Genomic DNA, 16420 nt, shown 5'->3' on the forward strand with positions numbered 1-16420 from the left:
GATGTCTTATTGAATCGGTATTGAAGTCCCCTGACATCAATACCGATTTTTATTGTTTTAATTTAAACATTCTATTTTTTATGTGATAAAACTAAATAGATGAATAGCGATATGCTTATACAATTCACCTATTTATATCATTCAAAAAGATGATTTCTATTTTACTGATCACTCAGGCATGATGTGATCGAAATGGATCGATCTACTGATAGTAAATGTATACGGCTTGAAAATAGCAAACTAAGGGTTATTGAATGATTGAAGAAAAGTTATCTGGTGGAGTTCAATCTCTTGAGGTGGGTTTAGCTGTACTCAATGCGCTTTTAGAACATAATAAGCCGATTATTCTTAAAGATTTATCGAGCAAGCTAGATATGCACCCAGCTAAAGTGCACCGCTATTTGGTTAGTCTCATCAGAATGAACTATGCAAAACAACTTGAAGCTGGTCAATATGCCTTAGGTGATCAAGCTTGGCGCTTAGGTTTAAGCTGTATTCAACATACTGATGTGCTACAGCTCGTTCAACATTTAATTTATGACCTGCAAAGCAAAATTGGTTGTGGCATTCAAATCAGTAAATGGTCGCCACAAGGTCCTTTGGTTGTGCAATCAATAGAATCTAATCACCCTATTTCTATTGTGACTAAAGTCGGTTCAATCATGCCTTTGGTCAACTCAGCAGCAGGTCGTGTTTTTGCGTCTTACCTTCCCGAAGCTGTTATTAAGCCGATGATGCAAAACGAGTGGGATAAAGCGTCTCAGAATGGGTATTCAGTTAAGCCTAAAAACTGGGATGATTTTCTAGCGTTAAAAGAAAATACTTTAGAACTCGGTATGGCAATCGCTCAAGGTGATTTACTTGTAGGGATAAATGCGGTTGGCTTACCCATTTTTAATGCACATCGCTCGATGGAATTCTGTATCGTGGCTTTAGATAGTGAAATGTTTTTACCTGTTCACAAAGGCAGTGAAAAACTGGAATTATTTAAACAGGAAGTAGCTCTGATCAATCAATATATTCAAACTCGATAATGATTAGAGATAAACAAAAAGCCAAGAATTTTATCTTGGCTTTTTTTTTTCGATAACTTTTATTTATTATTTTGCTTCTAATACACCACGACGGATTTGATCGCGCTCTATAGATTCAAATAATGCTTTGAAGTTACCTTCACCAAAACCATCATCATCTTTCCGTTGAATAAACTCAAAGAAAACTGGTCCAAGCATGTTTTGCGAGAAAATCTGTAATAACAATTTTTTCTCACCTTCTTTGGTATTTCCATCCAGTAAGATACCGCGTTTTTGCAGTTCTTCTGTTGGCTCGCCATGCTCTGGTAAACGCTCTTTTAGCATTTCATAGTATGTTTCAGGCGGAGGTGTCATAAACTGAAGACCTAAGCCTTTTAACTTATCCCAAGTCGAAATTAAATCATCAGTGATAAATGCAATATGCTGAATCCCTTCACCATTAAAATCAGCTAAGAATTCTGCAATTTGTCCATTCCCTTTATCTGAATCTTCATTCAATGGAATACGAATCATACCGTCAGGTGCTGTAAGTGCTTTAGAGGTTAAACCTGTGTATTCACCTTTAATATCGAAATAGCGAATTTCTTGGAAATTAAAAATTTTCTCGTAGAAATTTGCCCAATAATCCATACGGCCTTTATATACATTGTGCGTTAAATGATCAATTTCATTTAAACCTGCACCTTTTGGATTTTTATCTACATCATCAAAGAAAATAAAATCATTTTCATAAATATCCCGATCTACAAGGAAAATTGGCATACCACCAATTCCTTTAATTGCAGGAATATTTAACTCCATTGGACCCGCTTGCGTGTACATTGGCTCTGCACCAAGTTCAATTGCATTTTTAAATGCTTTTGCTGCATCACGAGTTCTAAAACCCATCGCACAAGCCGAAGGACCATGTTCTTTGAAGAAGAATGAAGCATAAGATTCCGGCTGATAATTCAAGATAATATTGATGTTACCTTGTCGCCATAAATAAACTTTTTTAGATTTATGTTTTGCAACTTTGGAAAAACCAATCGTCTCAAAAATTTGATCTAATCCATTTTCCGTCGAAACAAATTCAATAAAAGCAAAACCACATAGTTCTAATGGGTTATCTAAAATGTCCATCTAGTTTCCCTTATTTAGATAAATTCATCCGTTTTAATTCTGCGCCCAATGTTTTATGCATAAGCATTTAAACTCAAACATAAATCATAACAACACAGCTTAATAGAAAAGGTAAAAGGCGTTTTATACATCTACTAAAGCGTCCTTGTTACACTTTTTCTTTCCATAACTGAGCCAACAGTGCTTTGAGAAATACCTTTCTCTGTATTGGCTCTCAACCATATACCCATGCTACAAGAAAGAATTAATTTATGCAATACATAATTTAATTATGCATTATGTAATTATTAAATTTTATACTGACTTAAATTTAATTGATATTTCATTAGAATAAGGTCTTAAAATGATAAATTCCATATCAAAATTCAACAAAAGATAAAATGAGTAATAGCAAATAAATAAGACAATATTTTATTACTTTAAGAAGAGAATAATTCTCAAGTCTAACAATTCGTTACTTGTAGATCAGTTTGGTTCTTGGCATGGTTTGGATACTGCTTAATTATAGGAAAAAATTGTCTATGGCTAGCCCAGCACAAGCGATAAGACATAAATTACTTAATACTTTCTTTTCAAGACATTCTGTTTGGTTTCTTTGTATTTTTACCGCATTAACTATTACTTGGTTTAAGTTCACTTATACACCACATTCAATTTATTATTTTATTTCAGATACTTTATTGAATGGATTGTGGCTCGTGACCAGTTTACTCAGTGTGGTTGGTTTACACGACCTCTTACAAAAGAAGCATGCAATTCTAAGAAATTATCCAATTCTGGGACATTTCCGCTTTATTTTCGAGGATGTTCGTCCAGAAATTAGGCAATATTTTATCGAATCAGATCAAGATGCTTTACCATTCTCTCGCATGCAACGCAGCTTGGTCTATCAACGTGCTAAAAATGAAAATGCGGATAAACCTTTTGGTTCTATTGTCGATGTTTATGAGCCTAATTATCGTTTCATCGTTCACTCTATTGCACCTTGTCCACCTGCTGATTCAAGTACATTTCGAGTGCTTATTGGTAATAGTCAATGTAGCCAACCTTATAGCGCATCGATTATGAACATTTCAGCAATGAGCTTTGGAAGTTTGAGTGCTAATGCCATTCGAGCTTTAAATAAAGGTGCTCATTTAGGTAATTTTTATCATGACACTGGTGAAGGAAGTCTTAGCCCTTATCACTTAGAAAATGGCGGTGATATCGTTTGGCAAATTGCGAGCGGTTACTTTGGCTGCCGTACAGCAGAAGGATTATTTGATCCTGAAAAATTCGCTCTACAAGCTAAAAATCCAAAAATTAAAATGATTGAGCTTAAACTGTCTCAAGGGGCAAAACCTGGACATGGCGGAATCTTACCAAAGCACAAAATTACCGAAGAAATCGCCCAAATCCGTGGCGTTTCAAGAGACCATGATTGTATTTCTCCTGCTAAGCATCCAAGTTTTAATACCCCTATTGAAATGATGCATTTTATTCAGAAGCTTAGAGAACTTTCTGGAGGTAAGCCAGTTGGATTTAAACTATGTATTGGTCAACCTTGGCAATTTATGAGTATTGTAAAAGCCATGCTAGAAACCAAAATTGTTCCAGACTTTGTAGTAATTGATGGTTCTGAAGGTGGCACTGGTGCAGCACCAATTGAGTTTAGCGACTATATTGGCACCCCCTTGCGAGAAGGATTACGATTTGTTCACAATACCTTAGTCGGTGCAGGTTTACGTAGCCAAGTTAAAATTGGAGCAAGTGGCAAAATTATTAGTGCCTTTGATATTGCCAGCACCTTTGCATTAGGCGCAGACTGGGTCAATTCTGCACGTGGGTTCATGTTTGCCGTTGGATGTATTCAAGCACAAAGCTGTCATACCAACCAATGTCCCGTAGGTGTTGCAACACAAGATAAAGATCGCCAAAAAGCCATTAATGTACCTAGTAAAGCGGAACGTGTTTTTAACTTTCACAAGAATACTTTACATGCCTTGTCTGAAATGATTGCGGCGGCAGGTCTTAAGCATCCATCAGATATCAAAGCACATCATTTAGCTCAACGTATGAATGACCGTGAAATCAAAAACTATGCTCAAATTCACTTTTTCTTAAAAGAAAATGAGTTATTAAGTAATGAATTAAACGATGAAGAAAACTTCTATTACAGAATGTGGAAACTGGCAGACGCTAAAACGTTCTAATTCTGATGATTAAATACCAAATCACCACTAGTAATAGTGGTGATTTGGTTTTGCATGTAAGAAAGCTGGAATTAAACCTGTTAATGCTGCGCGAATATCTGCACGCTCATTAATGAGCTGGTGAGAACCCTCTTCTAACATTAACAAGGTCTGTAATCTAAACTTACGACGAATATATTCAATGTTATAGCGCCAATCAACAGTTTGATCGAGCGCACCTTGTGCTAGCCATACAGGGATACGACAAGCTGGTCGTTGCTCCATCTCTAACATCCATTTCGACATCGCTAGTATCCAGTCCATTCCCATCATACGAGGCTGTAGCGGATCAGTTAAACGAATAAATCTTAGAAATTCTGGATTATGGTTATTACGACGGAAATGTCTCGGTACTTGACTTTTAATTCTGCGGATAATGCCAAGTCCAACTGAGTTATGCCACCAAGCCGTTTTTGCTGGGCGTATTAAAGGAGACAAAAGAAGTACTCGATCCACAATTGGATCTTCTCTTCGTTCGGCAAACGCTAACAAATGATGCATCCAAATCGCACCACCCGTACTTTGCCCTATACCTAACCAAGGTTTTGGTAATTGTATCGCTTCATGAACAGCATCATAAACTGCATGCAACACTTGTTGATAATGGTCAAAATTTTGGATACTTGCTGGAGAGCCATTACTTAATCCATGCCCAGGAAGATCATAAGTAATGACGCTAAAGCCTTGATCTAGAATTTCTTTAATAATGGGCTGATAAATACCACTATGCTCTAAATAGCCATGTAATAAACAAACAGTTCCTTGAATTTTTTCTTGTTTTGGCTGAAAAACTTGTACATGTAAACGGAATAAAGCCATTTCCACATATCCCTGCCAATGCTCGCACTCTAGCAGATGCAAACCATACAGTTTTCGATATGCCTGAAGTGGTTTCGATGGTTCAGTTATTAATTTAGATAAATCAAGTGGTTCTAAAACTTGTGGTGTCGTTTCTCGATTAGGAATAGGTAAATCTAATTGTTTTAAAATTGTCGGATTTAAAAATGGAATATTGGACATTATGGTATCTCTCGACAATCACTTGAGCCAAACAACATATCACGAATAGTAGCAAGCATTTCATAGTTTGCACGACGACTATGATCATAATTTTGTTCACTTGGTCGCCAAGTCGTTAAAGTCGTTGGCATAGGTGCAACAACGGGTACTGTTTCTATCCCATTCAATGCAAATAAACGGCGAGTCCGAGGCATATGATACTCATCTGTAATCAAGATAACCGTAGGCGCGCCACCTTTCTTTTGCAGTAGCAAAGAACTAAATCGGGAATTCTCACAGGTATTCATGCTTCTATTTTCAAGCAATTTTGCTTCAATCCCCCGTTCTTTTAACCAAGCTTGCATATATGGAGCTTCTACACCACTTAATACAATCGGTAAATCATATTTTTTCTCAACCTGAAGGGTTTTCTCTAGACGCAATCGGGTGTAGTTATTTACCACAATATCTTTGCCATTTTCCCCTAACTTCAATCCGCCACCAAGCACTACAATGGCATTCGGCTGAGAAAAGTTTTGTAGCTCGCTGAGCTGATCTTTATTTTTTTTGAGTTCCGCTAAATCTTTATTGGTCTCATCTTTTTCGTCTTGGTTTATAGATAAATCGATAGGATATGTTTCCAAAAAAACCACATACTTATCTATTAATGCCTGATTATCAGCAGTATTCCATTTGAGAAACTCAATCGGTTCACTTACAGCGACAGCCGAACTTTCTTGCTCTTGTTCAGAATTTTCAACCCTCAAAGGAATGCTTGGCTGTTTTTCTTGATCTTCGTTTTCTTGGTCTTGCTCTTGAACGATCAACTCTTGCAGTAATTTATATCGTGCTTGGATCAAATTTAAATCTTCAGGCTTTTCAGACTGAAAGGTTTTTTCCATTAATTTCAGATAGGCTTGCCGAGCAATCCATAAATTTGAACCAGGTTCTAAAGTTTCATGCTCACTTAACGCAGCAGGTTTTTGACTTTGTGCCGCGACCTCATTGACATCGACAGGAACAAAATGGTTTAAACTTTTTACAATCATTTGCGAATAAAAAGGTGAATATAAAAAAAGTACAAAACAGCCTAACAGCACGAATAATATCGTTATTACCCGTACTAAACTGACCATCCAATGCACTTTAGCCATAAGTCTCCTCAATCACCATGAGCTTGAATTAAACCCTGTTCACTGTATAGCACAGGTTCAGGTTCCAACTGAATACTAAACTTTTGTTTTACATCAAATTGTACTGCTTGATATGTCTTTTTGACATCTGCCAAAGTTGCATCAGCATAATTGACTAACACTAAGGCTTGTTTGTGGAACATTCCAACCGTGCCTAGTTGCTTGCCTTTCCAACCCGCTTGATCAATCAACCAACCTGCTGCCACTTTAACATCGCTATTTGCTTGAGGATAATGAGGAGTGTTAGGAAATTGTTGAGAAATTTTGTCAAATGCAGCTTGGGTTAAAATTGGATTTTTGAAAAAGCTGCCAACATTTGGAAAATCTTTTGGATTTGGCAGTTTACTTTGACGAATCTGAATAACTTTGTTTTGCAGGTTTTCAGCAGTGAGTTCATCTGCCATAGCCTGCTGGAGATCACCATAACTCAACTTTAAAGCAGCTTTTTTAAGCAATTTGAATGTAACACTTAAGATAATGTAACGGTTTGGTTCTTCTTTAAAACGACTGTGTCTGTATGCAAAATTACAATCTTGACTCAGGATAGAACTAAATTGTTGAAGCTCACGATCATAAACTTGGACTGATTCGATGAACTCTCCTACTTCAACACCATAAGCACCAATATTTTGTACTGGTGAAGCACCCACTAAACCAGGGATAAGAGCAAGATTCTGTAAACCATACCAATGTTGTTGCGTGCTATATAAGACAAAATCATGCCAAACTTGACCAGCGCCTACTTTAACGGTAACCGTGTTTTCATCTTCATCGATTCGATCAATACCTTGAATATTTAAATGAATAACTAAGGCATGAATATGTTCGGGTAATAATAAATTACTACCACCCGATAGAATCAGAACATTCAGATCATTTTTTTTAGCAAAAGCTAAAGCTTCAATGGCATCACTCGGTTGATTGATTTTGACATAGTGTGAAGCAATGGCGCTAAGATTCAACGTATTTAAATTTTTCAGTTGAACCTGCGTTTGTACGTGCATATTAAATTAAATCCTACAAATCTGCTTTTATTTGCTTTGTTAAAATCTCAACCCAAGCTTCGCTACTCGACTCGCATTGATCAAGTACACGATCAAAACCATCAGCTCCGCCATAATATGGATCTGGAACGCCTTGTTGCTTAAATCGAGAATCATGCTCACTCATCAAAGCTATTTTTGCACGAATTTGACTCGCTCCAAATTGCTGTGCTGCTTTGGATAAAAGCACTTGAATATCATCAAAATTTTCATGATCCATCGCTAAAATCAAATCAAACTGAACAAAATCATCTAAGGTGATTTGTCTTGCTCTTAATTCAGATAAATCATAACCACGTTTACTTGCATGTTTTTGGCTGCGTGGATCTGGAGCTTTATTTGGATGATAGTTACTTGTACCAGCTGAATCTACGAACACATTTAAGTTATGCGCATCACAATAATGTCTCAGAATTGCCTCTGCCGTTGGCGAACGGCAAATATTTCCTAAACATACACACAAGACCTTATACGGCGTCTTGGATGGCATAAACACCCCAAAAACTACATTTTAGAACGCCTTATGTTAATTTATTTAAGCCATCAAGCCTATAGCATCATGATATAAAAATGTTGTATTTATAAGGTTTTGTTTACATTTATCTGCAAATAATACAAAGAATATTTTTAGATAATACAAAGAATGAGTTTGAGAAATTTAGTAATCTATCTAAGTAATACACTCACAAAACAAAGTATAAGGAAGTATGTATGAACTCGTTTCAATTTCAAACCGTTCCCAACATTATTGCTGGGTTAGGTTCTATACAAGAACTTAAAAACGTTTTATCAGAAAAAAACTACCATAAAGCGCTACTGGTGACTGATGCAGGGATGATTCAGCATCAATTACATCAACCCATCTTAGATATTTTTCAACAAATTGGTCTTGAATCTATTATTTATTCAGATATACAAGCCGACCCTCCTGAACATATTGTTTTAGAAGCGGTCGATTTCGCCAAACAAGAAAAGATTGATGTGATTATCGGTTTTGGTGGTGGTAGTTCGATGGATGTTGCAAAAATTATTGCTTTGCTCGCACATCCTAAACAACAACAAAATTTAAGTGAAATATATGGTGTAAACCAGGCAAAAGCTCCTCGATTAGCTTTAATTCTTATTCCCACCACTTCAGGTACAGGATCAGAAGTGACGCCAATTTCGATTGTAACCACTGGCGCTACCACTAAAATGGGAGTTGTTTCTCCAATTTTATATGCTGATGTCGCCATTTTAGATGCAACATTTACTCAAGGATTACCAGCACATATTACTGCTGCAACAGGCATTGATGCAATGGTACATGCAATTGAAGCCTATACCTCAAATTTAAAAAAGAACTTTTATGCAGATATGTTAGCTAAAAATGCTCTGAAATTATTGAACAATAATTTATCAAAAGTTTTGAAAAATGGTTCTGATCTTGAAGCTCGGCAAAATATGTTGGTTGGTTCCATGCTTGCAGGACAAGCCTTTGCTAATGCTCCAGTTGGTGCTGTGCATGCCTTAGCTTATCCATTAGGTGGTCACTTCCATCTGTCTCATGGACATACCAACGCTTTGGTTCTTGTGGAAGTATTAAAGTTTAACGCCCCTCAAGCAAAACGATATTATGCAGAATTAATGCAGTTATTAGATCCAAGAAGTACAGGCTGTACGGATGGTCTCTGTGATTTATTTATAGATCATATGCAAAATCATTTGGATCAAAGTGGTTTAACTTTGAAACTCAAGGATTTGGATATTGCTGAGTCTAAACTTCCTCAATTAGCCCGTGATGCTATGTTGCAAACTCGTTTGTTGCAAAATAATCCAAGGGAAATAACCGAACAAGATGCTTTACAGATTTATCAGGCGATTTATTCATGAGTAAGCCAACCTTAAAAACCCGTAACCAATTTAAGTTCTTTTTACCAATTCAAACTCGTTGGGCTGACAATGATATTTATGGTCATGTAAACAACGTGACTTATTATAGTTATTTCGATACAGCGGCAAATTCATTACTGATCCAAAAGACAAATTTTGATATTCACCAAAGTGAAATTATTGGTTTAGTCGTCGATTCCGCTTGTAGCTTTCTGCAAGAACTTTCATTTCCTGAAGTCATTGAGGTTGGAGTCGCGATTGGTAAAATCGGAAACTCTTCACTGAAATATGAGTTGGCTATTTTTAAGCAAGGGCAAGCAACTGCCGCTGCACAAGGACATTTTGTTCATGTTTTTGTAGATCGTGAAAATCGAAAAAGTACTACAATTCCTAATGAGATGAGGAAAATTTTAGAACAATATCAATTTCAATGTTATTAAAAAAATGCCTACAATATTTTAACAATTGTAGGCATTAACATGAGTCTTATTATTTAAATATTTAAATATGAGGTAAAACATAAGGTACGATATCTTGGAAAGTACGTCCGTGAACATTTTCACCAATCGCATGCATTTTCCAAGCATCATTATGACGATAGATCTTTGCAATAATTAGACCTGTATGCCCACCTTGCGAAGACAATTTATAACTCGCAATTTGTTGATTAGTTGATTGATCAACCAAACGACAGAAAGCATTTTCAACTTTTTCGAAAGTTTGACCGCGAAAGCTGCTAACTGTAAAAACTAACGATTTCACTTGGCTTGGCACTTGATTTAGGTTTACGCGAATCACTTCATCATCCCCATCACCAGCTCCTGTGAGATTATCGCCGGAATGGTTAATACTGCCATCCTTACTACGCAATTGTCCAAAATAAACAACATCTAAAACTTGTTTATTCTCATCAAACATTATAACTGAGGCATCAAGATCAATATCTGCACTACCGCCACCGAAACCTAAAAAGCCTTTGCTTTTAGCAACATCCCAACCTACACCAAGGAAAATTTGCTGTAAGCTAGTACCATCAGCTTTTTGCAAATTGATTTTTTGCCCTTTTTCTAAATTAATAGCCATTTTGTTTATACTCCATAACACATGATAAAAGTGATTAATTAATTTGTATTATTACGACCCAACTTTGACATTAGCCATTGAAGGAAATTATTTCGATTGCGAGAGCAAATAATGACTTTTCCTTTACCAGAGAAACGTAATACCATCCCTTCTCCGCTGGTGACACTATTAACAATATTTCCTAAGAATCCACTATTTTGAGATGTCGAAAGAGATAAATTATAATTTAGACGTGAATCCCAACATACAACATGACCATTATCAATAATCACATCTTTATTCGGTTCAACTTCCAACTCAAATAGAGTTCCACAACCTGAAACAACAACTTGACCCTGTCCACTGGTTTCCATGACGAGAAAACCACCTGTATTTCCAAAAAAAGCCCCACCTAAGCTACTATTCAATCTCGCCTTAACTTCAACTGAATCATGTGCCGCAACAAATGCCCCATCACTCAGCAAATACTGTGTTGCACCAACATCTAAGATTTGCATATCACCATCAAGCGTAGCTGAAAGCAGGCAATCACCATCTCCACGTACAGCCTCAATATGCTGTTGAAATAAGGACTCTTCATTAGCAAAACGACGTAATAAAGATTGCATCAAGCCCCCTTGTAGACGACCTTTAAGCTCTAAAGAATCTTCAAGCATAACCATTGCATTACTTTCGCAAAAAATTTTATCGCCACGTCGCATTGAAACATGTAAAAAAGGTTCAGGTGAACCAACTAAAGTAAATTGAGCCATATAATTTGCTCCTTAATTTTCAATAATTTGTTGCTGCTTTGCAGCGTTTAACCAGTCAGGAAATTCATCTAAAAGCAATTCATATAAACGATCATCTGAAACACTATCAATTCGATCTAAACTAAAAAAATTACAGTTATCAACTATTCGACCTTTTAAATCATCTAATTTTTCTAAAGCCCCATAATCTCGCCCACCAATCCCCACAAACTGCCAAAAGATAGGTAACTTTGCAGCTTGGGTTAATATTTTTTGCATCTCTCTTCGACTACCTACGCCACCATCCGAAATAAAGAGCACAAAGGTAGGTATTTTATCTTTGAATTTTTGATAATAATCTATCACCGCTTCAATCGCAGGAATCTCTTGATTAAAACGAGCTCCAACTTGCCAATTTTTCCAACCTCGTTGGGTCGTGTTGATAAAATCGTTCACGTTACTTATTGTGACTTCATCTAGCTGTGTTGTTTTTGCAGCGAAAGCCCAAGATTCGAAACTGCCGTCGTCATCAAAGTGAATCGCTAAAGGCATTAAGCGATTAACCACTTTCTGAACATCACCTCGGCGATACTGTCCATCCATTGAACCAGATGCGTCTAAAACCAAAGCAACACGAGCTGTTATGCCAAGTAAATTTTTCTTTTCTAACTGAACCATTGATTTTTTGGTCAGGTCAATAATCGAAGCATTGCCTGTTTTTTCTGCTTTTTCTAAAGACAATTTTTTCTTTAAATTAATGTTTGACTGTGGTGTTGATGATATTTGTGGAGCAGCTTCTTCGGCTACCTCACCACCAAAATATTGAATCAATGCGTCTAAACCCGCACTAAAACCCTGTCCATTTGCAGCTAATCGCCAAATATTATCTTTGCGATAAATTTCGATCAGCATTGCTGCACGTTCCTGATCGAACGTATGACCATCAAGCCTAAACTCAGCCACGACCTGCTGCTGTAAATTCAGGATTTGAACTGTGATCTGTTGTGTTTGCGACATTATTGCCTGACCATCAATCGCTGCGGTCATAACCAAATGTTGAATGACTTGCGGTAATTTTTCCAAATCAATCATAAAATGACTAGACTGGACTTGATTGTCTGTCAGTTGCACCGCTTGGCATGGTGTTTTAGGTTGATTATAGAACGTCATATAACGCTCATCGCTTAATTTATATTGTGGATCTAAGCCAAAACTAGCGATATCTAAGGTGAAATTGGCTTGATATTGAATGTGAATATAAAAAGAATTTTGTCCTTGTAGAAGATCATCTAATTTAATTTTTTGCCCACGAATTAAGCTCAGCATATTCTAAAATTGCCTATTTTTTCATTTATATTTATATAAATTTTAAGATGATGATACTTGAGTACCATCATCTATCACTAAATCATTTAATGATTATACAGCCACACCAAAAGATGCTGCTAAAGGACCTAAACCACCAGCAAAACCTTGACCAATAGCACGGAATTTCCATTCGCTACCATGTTTATATAATTCACCAAAGATCATCGCTGTTTCTGTACTGCTGTCTTCTGATAAATCATAACGAGCAATTTCACTACCGCCTGCATCATTTAATACGCGGATATAAGCATCGCCAACTTGACCAAAGTTTTGATTACGACCTTGACCATCATAAATCGTTACAGCAAAAATAATTTTTGCTACATCAGCAGGTACTTTAGTTAAATCAACACTTAGTGTCTCATCATCGCCAGCGCCTTCACCAGTACGGTTGTCACCGTTATGTACAACTGAACCATCTGATGATTTTAAGTTGTTAAAGAAAATAAAATCATTGTCAGCACGTACTTTACCGCTTTCAGTGACAAGAAATGCAATCGCATCCAAATCAAATGCTTGGCCATCAGTTACACGTGGATTCCAACCCAAACCAACTGTTGTTTTGGTGATTCCAGGTGCTTCTTTAGTTAAGCTAACATTTCCACCTTTGGTTAGACTAATTGCCATGAAATATACTCCCTATTCTACTATTGAATTAAATGATTACTTGCTATTTGATATAACAGATTTTATCTACTATATCTATATATTTTATGAAGATTTTGATTGTCGCTTTTCATAAGCAATCGATGAAAAAACTGCCCAAATGATAAATGCAACACCAATTAATCCTGTCACAACTTCAGGAACGTGACCGCCTGTACCTGTATACAGCATGATTGCAGCAAGCATACCAATAGCATACATTGCACCATGTTCTAAATATATGAATGCTTCTAAGGTACCCTTTTCCACTAAATAAATGGTCATTGAACGGACAAACATAGCTCCAATTGCCAAACCAAGCATAATGATGACAACATCGGTAGTAATCGCAAATGCGCCAATTACACCATCAAAGCTGAAAGAAGCATCAAGTACTTCTAAATATAAAAAACCACCAATACCAGCTTTTACAATCGTACTTGAAGCGCCTGTTGCTTTCGATTCATTGTCTACAGTTTCTTCTGCTTGACTGCTTTCAAGTATATGCCCCAACGCCTGAACACCTACATAGACAACAATGCCCCAGATTCCAGCTAAAGTCACCACGAGTTTCGTTTCTACATTAACTAAACTCACCATAATCAGCAGTGCAATCATGGCAACAAATACAGACATTGCAGGAACATTAGCGAGATTCGCTAGTCTAGATTCTAACCAATGGAACCAATGGGTGTCTTTACCATCATCGAACAAGAAATTTAAAAATACGAGTAATAAAAACATCCCACCAAATGCAGCAATTTCAGCATGATGAGCTAGAAGTTTTTCTGAATACAGAACTGGATCATTCAAAGCCATTTTTACAACTTCGACCATTCCAATATCAGCAGTGATTGCAACAATCACAATTGGGAAAATTAAACGCATCCCAAAAACAGCGATAAGAATACCAACAGTTAAAAATATCTTTTTCCAGAACTCGTCCCAATGGCGTAAAATCGATGCATTTACCACGGCATTATCAAAAGATAGAGAAACCTCCATCACTGCTAAGATTGCAGTAATCAACAACACCCGAAGCATGGATTGAATCCCTGCTTGCGGTCCATGGCTAAAACCCCACCAAGCAGATAAAGCCAAGCAGATTACAGTGAAAATAATTGAGAAACGAAAATGTTTCATTGTGCCTCTTTAGATAAGAATCTTATCATCATGATTTTTAAAATTAACCGACTTGGATTCCATATTGCTGGCACATTGCAGCAAGTCCACCAGAATAACCTTGTCCAACCGCTTTAAATTTCCATTCACCGTTATGACGATAAACTTCACCGAAAACCATTGCTGTTTCTGTTGAATAATCTTCTGCAAGATCAAATCGGACAACTTCCACATTTGTATCTTTATTTACGACACGAATAAATGCATTGGCAATTTGACCGAAGTTTTGTCCACGTGTTTGAGCATCATGAATAGTGACTGTAATCGCAACTTTTTCAATCTCAGGAGACACTTTAGATAAATCAACCAATAAGGTTTCATCATCACCATCACCTTGCCCAGAGCGGTTATCACCTGTATGTTCAACTGAATGATCTTGTGATTTAAGTTGATTATAAAAAATAAAATCATGATCACCGCGAACTTTACCAGTTGCAGTTAATAAAAACGCACTCGCATCCAAGTCAAATGCGGCACCGTCAGTGGCACGCTCATCCCAGCCTAATCCAATTAAAATACGAACTAAGTTTGGATCTGTCTTACTTAAGGAAAGATTTCCACCTTTATTTAAACTAATTGCCATTTTGTCTATTCTCCTCGATTGAAGTTTATAATTAGTTTCTACACTACAAAAAATATAAGCTTAATTTTTAAAGGATTTTTCAATATAAAATTAAGCTAAATTTTAATTTTATTTGCTACCTGCAACCCAACGTAATCCAAAATTAAAGGCTTGATCTAACTCTTTATGACCTTTCACATATTGAACATGTCTTCGTACTTCTATATTTCCCTTTTGATTCATCAATTCAACGATTCCACACATACCTAATGGTTGCCCTTCAGTCAAACGAATTTCAATAGGCGGTTGTTCTGGAACATATATGGTCACAACAGCATCCGTTTCAGCCCAGTTTGGAACACCTTGATATATAAAAGCGAAAATCACAACACGATGAATTTGATCCCAATTTCTCCCATTTATTCGCAGCCATTCCCCTGTTTGCAATGCTCCAGTACGATCATCATCAGATAACTGAATATATGGAAATGTTTGGAATTTCCCAAAACAATCACCGAGTGCCTGAACCACAGATTTTGTTCCATCTTGCATTTCAAACAGACACCCTAAATCAAGATCAATGTTTTTGCCTTGATTCAGCATTTTGTCAAAGAAACTTTTTTGTTTTGTAGCAGTTTTTTGGTTCCAATTTAGATTAATTTTAATTTCACCGAAAGTTTGATCTTTTTTTGTTAAGTTAATCCTATTGTTTTGTTTATCTAAACTAATCTTACTTAAACTTAATTTCTCAGGTTTTGGCGGTACTGGAGCAGTTTGTACAGCAGGTGGTGCATCACTAATCTCCACACCAAAGTATTCTGACAATGGTTTTAATCCACCATTAAAACCCTGATTCACAAAACGGAATTTCCAAGATTCTTTATAGCGATAAACTTCTGCCAAAATTAAGGCTTTTTCAGTTTTTTCTGCACTTTTAATATCTGCTGTGGCAGACAATTGACCATTTTCCCACAGCTCAATCTGAATATCCTGAACTGCATTGATGGTTAGGTTACCGTCAATTGCAGCACAAAACGAAACTTTGCTGATTTCAGCTTCTAATGAGTGGGTATTGACATTAAATTGGGCTAAGTAAGGCGTCTTATGCGTGGATTCTAGCAATTCCACACTACGATTTGGCGTTTGCTTTTGTCCATAAAAAATCATATCCGCATCACCGCGCACCTTAGCTTGAGCATTAAGAATATATGCACTCATATCCAAACTTATTTGTTCGGGCATCGCCGTCTTTATTTTTATTTGAATCTCGGGCTGTGTTAAAGCTAAATTCGCCCCAGTAATTAATTGTTGCATTGCGATACCCTCGTTTATCTTATTTGAATTACTTTTAAATG

16 protein-coding genes are annotated in these 16420 nt (G+C 36.6%); 4 read left to right on the forward strand and 12 right to left on the reverse strand.

The window, feature by feature from the left end; translation table 11 throughout:
• Positions 1–254 precede the first annotated feature (254 nt).
• On the forward strand, positions 255–1034 hold the full coding sequence (locus F933_RS13210; protein WP_005061959.1) for an IclR family transcriptional regulator: 780 nt from the start codon (positions 255–257) through the stop codon (positions 1032–1034).
• A gap of 66 nt (positions 1035–1100) precedes the next feature.
• On the opposite strand, the gene hppD is transcribed toward F933_RS13210, so the two are convergent.
• A complete protein-coding gene (gene hppD / locus F933_RS13215) occupies positions 1101–2156 on the reverse strand; it encodes a 4-hydroxyphenylpyruvate dioxygenase (RefSeq protein WP_005061961.1) in 1056 nt (351 codons plus the stop codon).
• Between the two features lie 521 nt (positions 2157–2677).
• Between hppD and F933_RS13220 the strand changes: the two genes are divergently transcribed.
• Positions 2678–4348, forward strand: coding sequence for an FMN-binding glutamate synthase family protein (locus tag F933_RS13220; protein ID WP_005061962.1), 1671 nt, complete (start codon positions 2678–2680; stop codon positions 4346–4348).
• 27 nt (positions 4349–4375) lie between these two features.
• On the opposite strand, the gene F933_RS13225 is transcribed toward F933_RS13220, so the two are convergent.
• The 4 genes from F933_RS13225 to F933_RS13240 are packed head-to-tail and all read right to left on the reverse strand — an operon-like array spanning position 4376 to position 8112.
• The gene (locus tag F933_RS13225; protein ID WP_005061964.1) at positions 4376–5407 is read right to left on the reverse strand and encodes an alpha/beta hydrolase; all 1032 of its coding nucleotides are present in this window, start codon (positions 5405–5407) and stop codon (positions 4376–4378) included.
• The gene (locus tag F933_RS13230; RefSeq protein ID WP_005061966.1) at positions 5407–6540 is read right to left on the reverse strand and encodes a YdcF family protein; all 1134 of its coding nucleotides are present in this window, start codon (positions 6538–6540) and stop codon (positions 5407–5409) included. Before F933_RS13230 ends, F933_RS13225 begins: the two co-directional genes overlap by 1 nt.
• Before the next feature lie 8 nt (positions 6541–6548).
• Positions 6549–7583 carry a UDP-N-acetylmuramate dehydrogenase gene (murB, locus tag F933_RS13235; protein WP_005061967.1) on the reverse strand — a complete coding sequence of 345 codons (1035 nt, stop codon included), beginning with the start codon at positions 7581–7583 and terminating at the stop codon, positions 6549–6551.
• Between the two features lie 13 nt (positions 7584–7596).
• On the reverse strand, positions 7597–8112 hold the full coding sequence (locus F933_RS13240; protein WP_005061969.1) for a low molecular weight protein-tyrosine-phosphatase: 516 nt from the start codon (positions 8110–8112) through the stop codon (positions 7597–7599).
• A gap of 221 nt (positions 8113–8333) precedes the next feature.
• Here F933_RS13240 and F933_RS13245 point away from each other — a divergent pair, with 221 nt between their 5' ends.
• Both F933_RS13245 and F933_RS13250 read left to right on the forward strand, forming a co-directional pair.
• On the forward strand, positions 8334–9494 hold the full coding sequence (locus tag F933_RS13245; protein WP_005061975.1) for an iron-containing alcohol dehydrogenase: 1161 nt from the start codon (positions 8334–8336) through the stop codon (positions 9492–9494).
• Entirely contained in the window at positions 9491–9934 is a 444-nt protein-coding gene (locus F933_RS13250; protein WP_005061976.1) for an acyl-CoA thioesterase, read from the forward strand. Before F933_RS13245 ends, F933_RS13250 begins: the two co-directional genes overlap by 4 nt.
• Before the next feature lie 61 nt (positions 9935–9995).
• Here F933_RS13250 and F933_RS13255 read toward each other — a convergent pair whose 3' ends face one another.
• The 7 genes from F933_RS13255 to F933_RS13285 form a co-directional block, all read right to left on the reverse strand.
• On the reverse strand, positions 9996–10577 hold the full coding sequence (locus F933_RS13255; protein WP_005061978.1) for a TerD family protein: 582 nt from the start codon (positions 10575–10577) through the stop codon (positions 9996–9998).
• 38 nt (positions 10578–10615) lie between these two features.
• The gene (locus F933_RS13260; RefSeq protein ID WP_005061979.1) at positions 10616–11329 is read right to left on the reverse strand and encodes a TIGR00266 family protein; all 714 of its coding nucleotides are present in this window, start codon (positions 11327–11329) and stop codon (positions 10616–10618) included.
• A gap of 12 nt (positions 11330–11341) precedes the next feature.
• Positions 11342–12634, reverse strand: coding sequence for a VWA domain-containing protein (locus F933_RS13265; RefSeq protein ID WP_005061987.1), 1293 nt, complete (start codon positions 12632–12634; stop codon positions 11342–11344).
• Positions 12635–12727: 93 nt separating this feature from the next.
• Entirely contained in the window at positions 12728–13303 is a 576-nt protein-coding gene (locus F933_RS13270) for a TerD family protein (RefSeq protein WP_005054281.1), read from the reverse strand.
• Between the two features lie 84 nt (positions 13304–13387).
• Positions 13388–14464, reverse strand: coding sequence for a DUF475 domain-containing protein (locus F933_RS13275; RefSeq protein WP_005061989.1), 1077 nt, complete (start codon positions 14462–14464; stop codon positions 13388–13390).
• 43 nt (positions 14465–14507) lie between these two features.
• Complete coding sequence (locus F933_RS13280) at positions 14508–15086, reverse strand: TerD family protein (protein WP_005054284.1); 579 nt, start codon at positions 15084–15086, stop codon at positions 14508–14510.
• A 108-nt stretch (positions 15087–15194) separates the two neighbouring features.
• Positions 15195–16379, reverse strand: a complete 1185-nt coding sequence (locus F933_RS13285; RefSeq protein ID WP_005061998.1) for a TerD family protein — start codon at positions 16377–16379, stop codon at positions 15195–15197.
• Positions 16380–16420: the final 41 nt, after the last annotated feature.

It is taken from the genome of Acinetobacter beijerinckii CIP 110307, from assembly GCF_000369005.1.
GTDB classification, from domain to species: Bacteria; Pseudomonadota; Gammaproteobacteria; order Pseudomonadales; family Moraxellaceae; genus Acinetobacter; species Acinetobacter beijerinckii.